14 protein-coding genes and 1 pseudogene are annotated in these 13,660 nt (G+C 56.1%); 6 read left to right on the forward strand and 9 right to left on the reverse strand.

Annotated features, from left to right (window positions below):
- Nucleotides 1–239 precede the first annotated feature (239 nt).
- The 5 genes from ACWPW6_RS19140 (at nt 240) to ACWPW6_RS19160 (ending at nt 3,820) form a co-directional block, all read left to right on the forward strand.
- Nucleotides 240–1,040: an oxacillin-hydrolyzing class D beta-lactamase OXA-10 gene (locus ACWPW6_RS19140; RefSeq protein WP_000846390.1), complete on the forward strand. Its 801-nt coding sequence runs from the start codon at nt 240–242 to the stop codon at nt 1,038–1,040.
- Between the two features lie 16 nt (nt 1,041–1,056).
- On the forward strand, nt 1,057–1,848 hold the full coding sequence (gene aadA1 / locus ACWPW6_RS19145; protein ID WP_001209508.1) for an ANT(3'')-Ia family aminoglycoside nucleotidyltransferase AadA1: 792 nt from the start codon (nt 1,057–1,059) through the stop codon (nt 1,846–1,848).
- 163 nt (nt 1,849–2,011) lie between these two features.
- Nucleotides 2,012–2,359 (forward strand): quaternary ammonium compound efflux SMR transporter QacE delta 1, encoded by a 348-nt coding sequence (locus tag ACWPW6_RS19150; RefSeq protein ID WP_000679427.1) that lies wholly within the window; start codon nt 2,012–2,014, stop codon nt 2,357–2,359.
- Nucleotides 2,353–3,192: a sulfonamide-resistant dihydropteroate synthase Sul1 gene (sul1, locus tag ACWPW6_RS19155; protein ID WP_000259031.1), complete on the forward strand. Its 840-nt coding sequence runs from the start codon at nt 2,353–2,355 to the stop codon at nt 3,190–3,192. Before ACWPW6_RS19150 ends, sul1 begins: the two co-directional genes overlap by 7 nt.
- Nucleotides 3,193–3,319: 127 nt before the next feature.
- Nucleotides 3,320–3,820 carry a GNAT family N-acetyltransferase gene (locus ACWPW6_RS19160; RefSeq protein ID WP_000376623.1) on the forward strand — a complete coding sequence of 167 codons (501 nt, stop codon included), beginning with the start codon at nt 3,320–3,322 and terminating at the stop codon, nt 3,818–3,820.
- Here the strand turns inward: ACWPW6_RS19160 and ACWPW6_RS19165 are convergent.
- From ACWPW6_RS19165 to ACWPW6_RS19190, 6 genes are all read right to left on the reverse strand, one after another.
- On the reverse strand, nt 3,789–4,781 hold the full coding sequence (locus tag ACWPW6_RS19165; RefSeq protein ID WP_001381192.1) for a TniB family NTP-binding protein: 993 nt from the start codon (nt 4,779–4,781) through the stop codon (nt 3,789–3,791). The genes ACWPW6_RS19160 and ACWPW6_RS19165 overlap by 32 nt on opposite strands.
- A 2-nt stretch (nt 4,782–4,783) precedes the next feature.
- Nucleotides 4,784–5,080 carry a hypothetical protein gene (locus ACWPW6_RS19170; protein ID WP_000019232.1) on the reverse strand — a complete coding sequence of 99 codons (297 nt, stop codon included), beginning with the start codon at nt 5,078–5,080 and terminating at the stop codon, nt 4,784–4,786.
- Nucleotides 5,081–5,688: 608 nt separating this feature from the next.
- Complete coding sequence (locus ACWPW6_RS19175; protein WP_004201168.1) at nt 5,689–6,327, reverse strand: phosphoribosylanthranilate isomerase; 639 nt, start codon at nt 6,325–6,327, stop codon at nt 5,689–5,691.
- Between the two features lie 4 nt (nt 6,328–6,331).
- Nucleotides 6,332–6,697: a bleomycin binding protein Ble-MBL gene (gene ble / locus ACWPW6_RS19180; protein ID WP_004201167.1), complete on the reverse strand. Its 366-nt coding sequence runs from the start codon at nt 6,695–6,697 to the stop codon at nt 6,332–6,334.
- A gap of 3 nt (nt 6,698–6,700) precedes the next feature.
- Nucleotides 6,701–7,513, reverse strand: coding sequence for a subclass B1 metallo-beta-lactamase NDM-1 (locus ACWPW6_RS19185; RefSeq protein ID WP_004201164.1), 813 nt, complete (start codon nt 7,511–7,513; stop codon nt 6,701–6,703).
- A gap of 100 nt (nt 7,514–7,613) precedes the next feature.
- Nucleotides 7,614–8,639 (reverse strand): IS30-like element ISAba125 family transposase, encoded by a 1,026-nt coding sequence (locus ACWPW6_RS19190; RefSeq protein WP_004994718.1) that lies wholly within the window; start codon nt 8,637–8,639, stop codon nt 7,614–7,616.
- 292 nt (nt 8,640–8,931) lie between these two features.
- Between ACWPW6_RS19190 and ACWPW6_RS19195 the strand changes: the two genes are divergently transcribed.
- Entirely contained in the window at nt 8,932–9,216 is a 285-nt protein-coding gene (locus ACWPW6_RS19195) for a hypothetical protein (protein WP_015056391.1), read from the forward strand.
- A gap of 210 nt (nt 9,217–9,426) precedes the next feature.
- Here the strand turns inward: ACWPW6_RS19195 and ACWPW6_RS19200 are convergent.
- The 3 genes and pseudogenes from ACWPW6_RS19200 to groES all read right to left on the reverse strand — a co-directional run bounded on the left by ACWPW6_RS19200 (nt 9,427) and on the right by groES (nt 13,118).
- Nucleotides 9,427–10,943, reverse strand: a pseudogene (locus tag ACWPW6_RS19200) (IS91-like element ISCR21 family transposase).
- Between the two features lie 188 nt (nt 10,944–11,131).
- Nucleotides 11,132–12,772 (reverse strand): chaperonin GroEL, encoded by a 1,641-nt coding sequence (gene groL, locus ACWPW6_RS19205; RefSeq protein WP_004201176.1) that lies wholly within the window; start codon nt 12,770–12,772, stop codon nt 11,132–11,134.
- Nucleotides 12,773–12,827: 55 nt separating this feature from the next.
- A complete protein-coding gene (gene groES / locus ACWPW6_RS19210; RefSeq protein ID WP_004201172.1) occupies nt 12,828–13,118 on the reverse strand; it encodes a co-chaperone GroES in 291 nt (96 codons plus the stop codon).
- Between the last annotated feature and the right edge of the window lie 542 nt (nt 13,119–13,660).

The following is a 13,660-nucleotide window of genomic DNA, read 5'->3' on the forward strand; positions in this document are numbered from 1 at the left end:
CAAATCGCTGCAGCCGACCCAAAACCGCTACGCGGTTTCGGTCGGCTGAGCTCAGGCGTTAGGCCTCGCCGAAGCGAAAGATCGCTACTTGAAGTGTTGACGCCTTTGTTTTAAAGTTTCGCGTCTATCTTTCTGATTTTGTTAAAAAATCAGACTTTGATTAATCATGTTAGACGTCAGAGGTATTTTGACTTAAACGCCTCTGAGGTCGAATTAACGTTAGCCACCAAGAAGGTGCCATGAAAACATTTGCCGCATATGTAATTATCGCGTGTCTTTCGAGTACGGCATTAGCTGGTTCAATTACAGAAAATACGTCTTGGAACAAAGAGTTCTCTGCCGAAGCCGTCAATGGTGTCTTCGTGCTTTGTAAAAGTAGCAGTAAATCCTGCGCTACCAATGACTTAGCTCGTGCATCAAAGGAATATCTTCCAGCATCAACATTTAAGATCCCCAACGCAATTATCGGCCTAGAAACTGGTGTCATAAAGAATGAGCATCAGGTTTTCAAATGGGACGGAAAGCCAAGAGCCATGAAGCAATGGGAAAGAGACTTGACCTTAAGAGGGGCAATACAAGTTTCAGCTGTTCCCGTATTTCAACAAATCGCCAGAGAAGTTGGCGAAGTAAGAATGCAGAAATACCTTAAAAAATTTTCCTATGGCAACCAGAATATCAGTGGTGGCATTGACAAATTCTGGTTGGAAGGCCAGCTTAGAATTTCCGCAGTTAATCAAGTGGAGTTTCTAGAGTCTCTATATTTAAATAAATTGTCAGCATCTAAAGAAAACCAGCTAATAGTAAAAGAGGCTTTGGTAACGGAGGCGGCACCTGAATATCTAGTGCATTCAAAAACTGGTTTTTCTGGTGTGGGAACTGAGTCAAATCCTGGTGTCGCATGGTGGGTTGGGTGGGTTGAGAAGGAGACAGAGGTTTACTTTTTCGCCTTTAACATGGATATAGACAACGAAAGTAAGTTGCCGCTAAGAAAATCCATTCCCACCAAAATCATGGAAAGTGAGGGCATCATTGGTGGCTAAAACAAAGTTAAACATCATGAGGGAAGTGGTGATCGCCGAAGTATCGACTCAACTATCAGAGGTAGTTGGCGTCATCGAGCGCCATCTCGAACCGACGTTGCTGGCCGTACATTTGTACGGCTCCGCAGTGGATGGCGGCCTGAAGCCACACAGTGATATTGATTTGCTGGTTACGGTGACCGTAAGGCTTGATGAAACAACGCGGCGAGCTTTGATCAACGACCTTTTGGAAACTTCGGCTTCCCCTGGAGAGAGCGAGATTCTCCGCGCTGTAGAAGTCACCATTGTTGTGCACGACGACATCATTCCGTGGCGTTATCCAGCTAAGCGCGAACTGCAATTTGGAGAATGGCAGCGCAATGACATTCTTGCAGGTATCTTCGAGCCAGCCACGATCGACATTGATCTGGCTATCTTGCTGACAAAAGCAAGAGAACATAGCGTTGCCTTGGTAGGTCCAGCGGCGGAGGAACTCTTTGATCCGGTTCCTGAACAGGATCTATTTGAGGCGCTAAATGAAACCTTAACGCTATGGAACTCGCCGCCCGACTGGGCTGGCGATGAGCGAAATGTAGTGCTTACGTTGTCCCGCATTTGGTACAGCGCAGTAACCGGCAAAATCGCGCCGAAGGATGTCGCTGCCGACTGGGCAATGGAGCGCCTGCCGGCCCAGTATCAGCCCGTCATACTTGAAGCTAGACAGGCTTATCTTGGACAAGAAGAAGATCGCTTGGCCTCGCGCGCAGATCAGTTGGAAGAATTTGTTCACTACGTGAAAGGCGAGATCACCAAGGTAGTCGGCAAATAATGTCTAACAATTCGTTCAAGCCGACGCCGCTTCGCGGCGCGGCTTAACTCAAGCGTTAGATGCACTAAGCACATAATTGCTCACAGCCAAACTATCAGGTCAAGTCTGCTTTTATTATTTTTAAGCGTGCATAATAAGCCCTACACAAATTGGGAGATATATCATGAAAGGCTGGCTTTTTCTTGTTATCGCAATAGTTGGCGAAGTAATCGCAACATCCGCATTAAAATCTAGCGAGGGCTTTACTAAGCTTGCCCCTTCCGCCGTTGTCATAATCGGTTATGGCATCGCATTTTATTTTCTTTCTCTGGTTCTGAAATCCATCCCTGTCGGTGTTGCTTATGCAGTCTGGTCGGGACTCGGCGTCGTCATAATTACAGCCATTGCCTGGTTGCTTCATGGGCAAAAGCTTGATGCGTGGGGCTTTGTAGGTATGGGGCTCATAATTGCTGCCTTTTTGCTCGCCCGATCCCCATCGTGGAAGTCGCTGCGGAGGCCGACGCCATGGTGACGGTGTTCGGCATTCTGAATCTCACCGAGGACTCCTTCTTCGATGAGAGCCGGCGGCTAGACCCCGCCGGCGCTGTCACCGCGGCGATCGAAATGCTGCGAGTCGGATCAGACGTCGTGGATGTCGGACCGGCCGCCAGCCATCCGGACGCGAGGCCTGTATCGCCGGCCGATGAGATCAGACGTATTGCGCCGCTCTTAGACGCCCTGTCCGATCAGATGCACCGTGTTTCAATCGACAGCTTCCAACCGGAAACCCAGCGCTATGCGCTCAAGCGCGGCGTGGGCTACCTGAACGATATCCAAGGATTTCCTGACCCTGCGCTCTATCCCGATATTGCTGAGGCGGACTGCAGGCTGGTGGTTATGCACTCAGCGCAGCGGGATGGCATCGCCACCCGCACCGGTCACCTTCGACCCGAAGACGCGCTCGACGAGATTGTGCGGTTCTTCGAGGCGCGGGTTTCCGCCTTGCGACGGAGCGGGGTCGCTGCCGACCGGCTCATCCTCGATCCGGGGATGGGATTTTTCTTGAGCCCCGCACCGGAAACATCGCTGCACGTGCTGTCGAACCTTCAAAAGCTGAAGTCGGCGTTGGGGCTTCCGCTATTGGTCTCGGTGTCGCGGAAATCCTTCTTGGGCGCCACCGTTGGCCTTCCTGTAAAGGATCTGGGTCCAGCGAGCCTTGCGGCGGAACTTCACGCGATCGGCAATGGCGCTGACTACGTCCGCACCCACGCGCCTGGAGATCTGCGAAGCGCAATCACCTTCTCGGAAACCCTCGCGAAATTTCGCAGTCGCGACGCCAGAGACCGAGGGTTAGATCATGCCTAGCATTCACCTTCCGGCCGCCCGCTAGCGGACCCTGGTCAGGTTCCGCGAAGGTGGGCGCAGACATGCTGGGCTCGTCAGGATCAAACTGCACTATGAGGCGGCGGTTCATACCGCGCCAGGGGAGCGAATGGACAGCGAGGAGCCTCCGAACGTTCGGGTCGCCTGCTCGGGTGATATCGACGAGGTTGTGCGGCTGATGCACGACGCTGCGGCGTGGATGTCCGCCAAGGGAACGCCCGCCTGGGACGTCGCGCGGATCGACCGGACATTCGCGGAGACCTTCGTCCTGAGATCCGAGCTCCTAGTCGCGAGTTGCAGCGACGGCATCGTCGGCTGTTGCACCTTGTCGGCCGAGGATCCCGAGTTCTGGCCCGACGCCCTCAAGGGGGAGGCCGCATATCTGCACAAGCTCGCGGTGCGACGGACACATGCGGGCCGGGGTGTCAGCTCCGCGCTGATCGAGGCTTGCCGCCATGCCGCGCGAACGCAGGGGTGCGCCAAGCTGCGGCTCGACTGCCACCCGAACCTGCGTGGCCTATACGAGCGGCTCGGATTCACCCACGTCGACACTTTCAATCCCGGCTGGGATCCAACCTTCATCGCAGAACGCCTAGAACTCGAAATCTAACGTCCGTTCGGGCATCGAGGTCCATGTCGGGGTGGGACGGGCCCGTGGCTTCAAGATCACTTGCAGTCCGACCGCGATGTCTTGGTTGCGCGAGAGGTTGTCGACAGGCCATGCTGAGTGTGCGATGGTTGATCGCTTCCTCGCCGCTCTCCACGGCGACGATGGCCGCCGCCATCAGCAAGTGCGCCAGTTCCCCTATGGTGCCCTCGCTGCGTGTGAGCAGGTAGCGAGCCATGTCCAGCGTGGCAATTGGGGAAGGCCGGCGCAGCGGGAGCGAAGCGGCGAAGCTGGCCAGCAGTGAGCAGCAATCGTCGTTGGCCTCCCATACCGGCAGCATCATCGGCTCGAAGCGATTTTCCAACTGGTCATCGGAGCGGATGGCTAGGTAGGCGTCGCGCGTGCCTACCCCAACCAACGGGATGCGCAGTTCGTTGCCGAGGAAGCGCAGCAGGTTGAGGAATTCCCGGCGGTTGACGCTGTTGCCGGCCAGCACGTTGTGCAGCTCGTCGATCACCAGCATGCGCACGCCGACCTTGCGCAGCAGTGCCAGAGCCAGTTGCTCCATTTCCGGCAACCGTGGGCGTGGGCGCAGCGGCGCGCCCATCGCGGCGAGCAGCGCGACGTAGAAGCGGATCACGGACGGCTCGGACGGCATCTGCACGACCAACACCGGGATGTGCTCCTGGTCGGCGTCGGAGCTGGCCGGGTGGGTGCGGCGGAACTTCTCGACGATCATCGACTTGCCATTGTTGGTCGGGCCAACCAGCAGCAGGTTGGGCATGCGTTGCTTGTTTGGCCACGCATAAAGGGCTTCTAGCCGGTTCAGCGCCTCGACTGCGCGCGGATAGCCGATCCAGCGGTCGGCGCGAAGGCGCTGGATGCGCTCGTCCGCCGGAAGACGGGCCAAGCCCTGGGCCGCCGGCAGCAGGTGGGACAGGTCGATGATGGGATATTCGTCCACGGCTACCACTCCTCAATCTGGTCGAACGGTTTGGCGGGTGGCAAGTTGTCTGCCTGCGGGTCGGCAATATCCGTATCCGGCGGAACGGGCTTGTCCGGCCGAGCTGATGTCTTGAGGTGCTGGCGGCGATCCGCGTCACGCCGCGCCTTGCGTGTGGCCTTCTGCGCGCTGGTCACAATCTCACGCATCTGGCCGATCATGCGGAACAGCGCCGACTCATCCACCTGTTCGCGCCCTTGCTGCCGCAGTTTCGCCAGCGCCTGCCGTTGTTCCCAGAGGGTGACAGCCGGATGCGACAAGGTACGGTAGGGAATTTCCAGGTAATGCTGTCCCTCCGGTTCCAGGACCCAGATACGGCTGATGTCGCGCGGATCGCGCCGGATCAGAAAGGACGGCCAGCGTTCACGCCGCTGTGACTGACCATTAAAGTCTCAAAAATGACATTAATGTTCTAAACTTTAACAATATAGTTGTAAACTCAAAGAGGAAGTTTGAATGAATATTACGAAAAAATCAGATTCAATACTTGTGGTATTTTTTAAGTTGTTTCTTTGTAGCAGTGCATTTGTTGCATGTATTTTATTTGGATTTTGGTTGAGTCCAATGCAAGTACCATCCCCAATAGTCATTTTTATATCACTTGCAATCACCGTTTTATTTACTTATTGGATATTTGGAATAGGTAAACTCAAACATAAGTAAATTTACAACTATTATGTCATAAATGGATTGGTTATCTAAACTCAAAGTTCATTGAGTTTAGAACTATAATGTAAATTTACTGAATCATACCTAATGTAAGTTATTGATTTTATGATTCATCAGTTTAAGTCTTTAATGTGCAAAGACAAGTGGCGCACCCGCAAGCCGATCTTTGCGCTGAACGACGCCTATTGATCGACGCGATTTAGGCCAAGCGCACCGCAAAGGCGAAATTGGTAATCTTGTCGGTATCCTTGACGCCCGGCGCGCTTTCGACGCCGCTGGAGGTATCGACCAGCGGCGCTCCGGTGCGCGCAATCGCCTCGGCAACATTCGTCGGATTTAGCCCGCCTGCCAGCCCCCACGGCAAGGCACCGCGATATCCGGCCAGCAGCGACCAGTCGAACGCCAACCCCATGCCGCCGGGCAGCGCGCCTTTGGGGGTCTTGGCGTCGAACAAGATCAAGTCCGCCGCCCCGGCATAGGCTGCGGCGCGTGCGACATCGCTGGCGCTGGCGACGGGCAGCGCCTTCCACACCGGCTTGCCAAACCGCGCGCGCAACTGGGCCACGCGTTCGGGCGATTCCGAACCGTGCAGCTGCAGCGCGTTCAGCTTGGCTGCCACCAGTGCGTCGGCGATGACAGCATCATCCGCATCGACGAACAAACCGACCATGGCGATCTGGCCAGCTGCGCGCGATGTCAAAGCGCCCGCGACATTCGACGTAACCGCACGGGGCGACGCTGGATAGAACACCAACCCGGCATAGTCCGCCCGCGCCGCGATGGTCGCATCGAGCGCCTCGGGTGTGCTGATCCCGCAAATCTTGATTTTCGCGGGCATGCGGTCAGTCGGGGTTCTGGATCAGCCGCACCAGCGTGCAGTCGGGATCGATCAGGTAGCCGATCCTCAGGCCGCTCGCCTCCAGTTGCGGAGCTTTGAAGCGCGGCCAGCCGGTGCTTTTTTCCTCGGCTCCCGCCGCGTTCACCAATGCCACCATGGCATCGAGATCATCCAACCGCAGGCAACAGCCGAACGAGCTCGTAGCTGGGTCGAGGTCAGGATAGGGGAAGAATTCGAGCTGCAAACCGCCGCGCTGCAGGATCATCCAGCCGCGATCCTTCCAACTCGTCGCAAAGCCCAGCTTCGCATAAAACGCCTCTGTCACATCGAAATCGCGCGATGGCAGATTGGGGGTGACGTGGTCAGCCATGGCTCAGCGCAGCTTGTCGGCCATGCGGGCCGTATGAGTGATTGCGGCGCGGCTATCGGGGGCGGAATGGCTCATCACGATCATGCTGGCCTTGGGGAACGCCGCACCAAACGCGCGCGCTGACGCGGCGTAGTGCTCAGTGTCGGCATCACCGAGATTGCCGAGCGACTTGGCCTTGCTGTCCTTGATCAGGCAGCCACCAAAAGCGATGTCGGTGCCGTCGATCCCAACGGTGATATTGTCACTGGTGTGGCCGGGGCCGGGGTAAAATACCTTGAGCGGGCCAAAGTTGGGCGCGGTTGCTGGTTCGACCCAGCCATTGGCGGCGAAAGTCAGGCTGTGTTGCGCCGCAACCATCCCCTCTTGCGGGGCAAGCTGGTTCGACAACGCATTGGCATAAGTCGCAATCCCCGCCGCATGCAGCGCGTCCATACCGCCCATCTTGTCCTGATGCGCGTGAGTCACCACCGCCAGCGCGACCGGCAGGTTGATCTCCTGCTTGATCCAGTTGAGGATCTGGGCGGTCTGGTCATCGGTCCAGGCGGTATCGACCACCAGCACGCGGCCGCCATCCCTGACGATCAAACCGTTGGAAGCGACTGCCCCGAAACCCGGCATGTCGAGATAGGAAGTGTGCTGCCAGACATTCGGTGCGAGCTGGCGGAAAACCAGATCGCCAAACCGTTGGTCGCCAGTTTCCATTTGCTGGCCAATCGTCGGGCGGATTTCACCGGGCATGCACCCGCTCAGCATCAATGCAGCGGCTAATGCGGTGCTCAGCTTCGCGACCGGGTGCATAATATTGGGCAATTCCATCAAGTTTTCCTTTTATTCAGCATTAAAAACCCCGCAAATGCGAGGCCTAGTAAATAGATGATCTTAATTTGGTTCACTGTAGCAAAAATATGGGGCGAATTCAAACATGAGGTGCGACAGTTTCAAAAGCCATATGATAATCAACAAGCTGAGCAAATTTCTCTAATGGTGTAAGCCAATCTAACGCCTTTCTAGGACGAGTATTCAGTGACATGGCAACTTGATTTAAATAATGCTGATCTGCCTGATTTAAATCAATCCCTTTAGGTAAATATTGCCTAATTAAACCATTCATATTTTCGCATGTGCCTTTTTGCCAGGGTGAATGTGGGTCACAGAAATATACATCTATGCCTAAATCTTCTTCGAGTATTTTATGTTCTGACATCTCACGTCCACGGTCATAGGTCAACGTTTTACGCAGTTCTGCAGGTAAATATTTCAGAGCTTCAGTTAAAGCCTTGCGCACTGATTCTGCCTTTGCATCAGGTAATGTTGCCAAGATACAGAGCCGTGTATTTCGTTCAATAAGTGTTGCTATCGAACTTTTATTGTCTTTACCTTTAATTAAATCAGCTTCCCAATGACCCGGTATTTTTCTTTCTTGAACTTCGGCTGGGCGCTCATGAATAGTTTTAATATCCTGTAATATAGAATCTTTTTTAGGTTCACCGTTAGCTTTTCGCTTTTTATTTTCATGACGTAGACAGGATAATAAGTCTTTTTTCAACTCACCCTTTGGTAATGCTCGTATCGTTGAATAAATCGTTGTATGGCTTACATTCATTGTTTGATCCAAATCAGGAAATGTCTTTAAACGCTTTGCTATTTGCTGAGGAGACCATAAACAACGGATCGCTTCAACAATAAATTTCCAGAGGATTGAATCGATTTTGAGTTTTCTGTGACCACGTCTACGTCTAGCGAAGGTGTTATCAGAAGCATATCGAGCTTGATAAACGTCATTGATGCTATTTCTTTTAAGCTCACGATAGATCGTACTAGGATGTCTTTTAATGAGTTCAGCAAATTTTCTGGCTGAAAAGCCTTCTTTTCTTGACTCAAGCATTAATGCAGTACGATCTTCAAAGTTAAGATGATGGTATGACAATTTTATATACTCCATAAACCCTTTAAATTAATTAGGTGGTTTATGTCGCACTTCAAGTTTTACTCTGCCCTCCATTGTTTTCAATTTATCGGATTTCTAAAAACATGAGATATATGTTTCAATAAAAGTTTTTAAGAACTTTATACACCAAATACCAATGCTTCACTTATGATAAAGTGGATTAAAATTGCAGAAAATGGGTAAATCCATAAAAAATGTCAACATCTTCAAATATACAATTGTATTTCAATTTCCGTTGTTTATAGTTGGAACATTTTTTTAAATCTCTACACTCAAGGTTAGATTTATGTCTACTGCTCATAAAAAAGCATCCTTATTGCAAAAAGTCAGTAAAGGACTCACAGTTGGTTCAGTCATTACAGGAAGCACGTTTTTACATGGTCCCCCTGTTTTGGCACTCGGTTTTACCAAGCTGTTTAAAAAATCAAAAAAAGTAGACGAAACCAATATTCAATTGGCCAATAGCTGGATTGGTGTAAACAACCACCTGATTGAAAAGGTGCTGCCAAACCTAAAGTGGGATATGGGTATAGGAAGTTCAACCGCCCTTTTTGGCGAGTCTGGCGGGTAGGAAGCGGCCGCGCAAGCGCCGCTTTGGGCACAGATCGGGCACAGATCGGGGGTTCATGCGTGGGTTTTCGACATCGCGGGGCCACGCAGCGGCTCAGTGCGTAGCCATTTCTCACCGAATCCCGGCACAGGGCCGAGCGCAGCCCTGCGGGGTCGTGGCCGCATCGGATCGGACTCTGGCTTGGCTGCCGGCTGTGTGGCCGGCGCCTCATCACGCGGCGGGCGGCGGGGCGCGCGCTGCGGGCCGGTAGTGCGCTTGCTCCAGCGCGCCGTGTTTCTCGAAGTGGGCGAGGATGGCGCGAATGGCCTTGGGGTCTTCGATGCTGGCGACGATCCGCACCGCGCCGCCGCAGTGGGCGCAGGTGGTGATGTCGATGGAAAAGACCCGCCCCAGCTCATCGCACGGCGCTTCTGCTCGGGGCTGCGCGGCTCGTCGTGGGCGCTGACGTCCACTGGCGCCGCATCGCCCGCAGGCCGCCTGCCGCGCCCCGAGGGCGTCAGCTGCGCGCGCAGGTTTGCATTCGGGGCGAATACGCCGTGGAAGCGGGTGAGATGCGCGCGTGGCGGCGGGACCAGTGCCGCCAGCTTGGCGATGAAGTCCACCGCATCCCATTCGACATGCGTGGTGCCATTGCGCCACGGCGTCTTGAGCTGGTAACGCACCCTGCCCTGTGGCGAGATCGATAGCCGCTGCTCGCTGATCGCCGGGCGCGTGATGTAGCGGCACAGCTTTTCGAGCTTGTGGCTTTCGTGTGCTTCCGCGGCCACGCCGGCATGCAGCGAGAAGCCGCCGACCTTGCCGGCGTCGCCCTCCAGCGGACCGGCGTCGCCAGGCAGCGTTTGCAGCGTGACGACCTTGCGGCCAGCGTCGCGACCGGTGGCGATGCGGTAGGTCATCGAACTCATCCGCAGCCCATCCATGCCGTCGTCGCTACCCGCGCTGTCGGACAGGAACACGGATTCGTCTTCGCCTTCGAGCCAGCCGCGGCGCGACAGGTGCCGGCACACGCGATGCGCGATGGTGTTGGCCAGTTCCGTCAGTTGCGCCGATGTGGGCGCACGGGTGCGGTGCAGGCGCGGCTTGCGCTGCGGACGCTCGGTGGTGTCCTCGTACACGCCGTCGAGCCACAGCATGTGGAAGTGGATGTTGAGATTCAGCGCGCTGCCGAAGCGCTGGATCAGGGTCACCACGCCGCATTGCGCCGTATCCCGCGGCACGCCGGCCTGATCGGCAAGCCAACCGGCGATCACACGATGCACGATGCCCAGCACCGGGCCGATCGCCTCAGGCTTGCTGGCGAACAGGAAGCGCAACGGGTACGGGAAACTCAGCACCCATTGCCGCACCGGCCGCGGGCCGAACACCTCGTCCACCAGATGCCGCGCCGACTCGGCCATGCGCCGTGCGCCGCAGCTCGGGCACAGCCCGCGCTTCTTGCAGGAATACGCCACCAGCCTCTCGGCACGACAGTGCTCGCAGACCACGCGCAGGAAGCCGTGCTCGAGCACGCCGCAGCGCAGGTAGGTCTCGAACTCCTCGCGCACATACTCGGGCAGCGGGCGGTCTTCGGCCTCAAGACGCGCGATGAAGTCCGGGTAGTGCGCCTGCACTAGCGCGTACAGCAGCGTGCGCTCGGGCAGGTGGCGCGCGTAACGCGCAGCGGCGTGGGCGGCCGGCAGTGGCGCGCACACCTCGGCCTGCCGCCGGGGTGCGGTCAGGCGCGGCACGCAGCGCTCCGTTGCAGGGACGGCTGCTCAGGGTTGCGCCCGCGAGCACGCGTTCATATCGGCGTTTTCTGATCTTCGCGTCAGACATTGCCGCGGGGCGGGTAGGAAGTCTCCCGCCTCGGACGCCAGAACGCACAAAGCCCGGCACGAGGCCGGGCTTTGTGGTTTTGCTTGATGGATCGCGGGGCTTAGAAATCCATGCCGCCCATGCCGCCCATGCCGCCGCCGGCCGGCATCGCCGGCTCGTCCTTCTTCGGGGCCTCGGCCACCATCGCTTCGGTGGTGATCATCAGGCCCGCGATCGACGCGGCGTTCTGCAGCGCGGTGCGGGTGACCTTGGTCGGGTCCAGGATGCCGAACTCGATCATGTCGCCGAACTCGCCGTTGGCGGCGTTGTAGCCGAACGCACCCGAACCTTCGACCACGCGGTTGAGGATGACCGACGGCTCATCGCCGGCATTGGTCACGATCTCGCGCAGCGGGGCTTCCATCGCGCGCAGGGCGATCTGGATGCCGTGGTTCTGGTCTTCGTTCACGCCCTTGATGCCGGCGATCGCCGCCTTGGCACGGATCAGGGCGACGCCGCCGCCCGGGACGATGCCTTCCTCGACGGCCGCACGGGTCGCGTGCAGGGCGTCTTCGACGCGCGCCTTCTTTTCCTTCATCTCGACTTCGGTGGCGGCACCGACCTTGATCACCGCAACGCCGCCGGCCAGCTTGGCCACGCGCTCCTGCAGCTTCTCGCGGTCGTAGTCGGAGGAGGTCTCCTCGATCTGCGCCTTGATCTGCTTGATGCGCGCCTCGATGCCCGCGCCTTCGCCGGCGCCATCGATGATGGTGGTGTTTTCCTTCGACACCTGGATCTTCTTGGCGCGGCCGAGGTCCTTGATGGTGGCCTTCTCCAGCGACAGGCCGACTTCCTCGGAAATCACCACGCCGCCGGTCAGGATCGCCATGTCTTCCAGCATCGCCTTGCGACGGTCGCCGAAGCCCGGGGCCTTCACCGCGCAGACCTTGACGATGCCGCGGATGGTGTTGACCACCAGGGTCGCCAGCGCTTCGCCTTCGACTTCCTCCGCCACGATCAGCAGCGGCTTGCCGGCCTTGGCCACGCCCTCGAGGACGGGCAGCAGGTCGCGCACGTTGGAGATCTTCTTGTCGTACAGCAGGATGAAGGGATCATCCAGGTCGGCCGACATCGACTGCTGGTTGTTGACGAAGTACGGGCTCAGGTAGCCGCGGTCGAACTGCATGCCCTCGACCACGTCGAGTTCGTTGTCCAGGCCGCTGCCTTCCTCGACCGTGATCACGCCTTCCTTGCCGACCTTGTCCATCGCCTGCGCGATCAGGTCGCCGATGTTGGCATCCGAGTTCGCGGAGATCGCGCCGACCTGGGCGATTTCCTTGCTGGTCGACGACGGCTTGGACAGCGACTTCAGTTCGCCGACCGCGGCCTTCACCGCCTGGTCGATGCCGCGCTTCAGGTCCATCGGGTTCATGCCGGCGGCGACCGCCTTCATGCCCTCGCGGATGAACGCCTGCGCCAGCACGGTGGCGGTGGTGGTGCCGTCGCCGGCGTTGTCGGAGGTCTTGGAAGCGACTTCCTTCACCATCTGCGCGCCCATGTTCTCGAACGCGTCAGCCAGTTCGATTTCCTTGGCGACGGAGACGCCGTCCTTGGTGATGGTCGGCGCGCCGTAGCTCTTCTGCAGCACGACGTTGCGGCCCTTCGGGCCGAGGGTCGCCTTCACGGCGTTGGCGAGCACGTTGACGCCGCGCACCATCTTGGAGCGCGCGTCTTCGCCGAAACGAATGTCCTTGGCAGCCATTGCGAATTACCTCGAAAAATTATTCGGATGAGAAATGTGTGGGAGCGACGCGCGATCAGCCGAGGATCGCGAACAGGTCGTCTTCCTTCACCACCAGCAGCTCGACGCCGTCCAGCTTCACTTCGGTGCCGCTGTACTTGCCGAACAGCACCTTGTCGCCGACCTTGACCTGCGGCGCGCGGACCTGGCCGTTGTCCAGCACCTTGCCGGTGCCGACGGCGACGACTTCGCCCTTGATCGGCTTCTCGGTGGCCGAATCCGGGATCACGATCCCGCCGGCGGACAGCTTCTCTTCTTCCATGCGCTTGATGACCACGCGGTCGTGCAGCGGCTTGATATTGGACATGGCAACCTCGGTAAATGGTTGATTGACGTGGAAAAACCCGGCGATTTTAGCAGTCGCGCGAAGCGAGTGCCAAACCGCGGACAACAGTGTGACTGACCATTAAAGTCTCAAAAATGACATTAATGTTCTAAACTTTAACAATATAGTTGTAAACTCAAAGAGGAAGTTTGAATGAATATTACGAAAAAATCAGATTCAATACTTGTGGTATTTTTTAAGTTGTTTCTTTGTAGCAGTGCATTTGTTGCATGTATTTTATTTGGATTTTGGTTGAGTCCAATGCAAGTACCATCCCCAATAGTCATTTTTATATCACTTGCAATCACCGTTTTATTTACTTATTGGATATTTGGAATAGGTAAACTCAAACATAAGTAAATTTACAACTATTATGTCATAAATGGATTGGTTATCTAAACTCAAAGTTCATTGAGTTTAGAACTATAATGTAAATTTACTGAATCATACCTAATGTAAGTTATTGATTTTATGATTCATCAGTTTAAGTCTTTAATGTGCAAAGACATCAGGCAACGACGGGC

The sequence above is a fragment of the Providencia sp. Marseille-Q8014 genome (genome assembly GCF_965112055.1).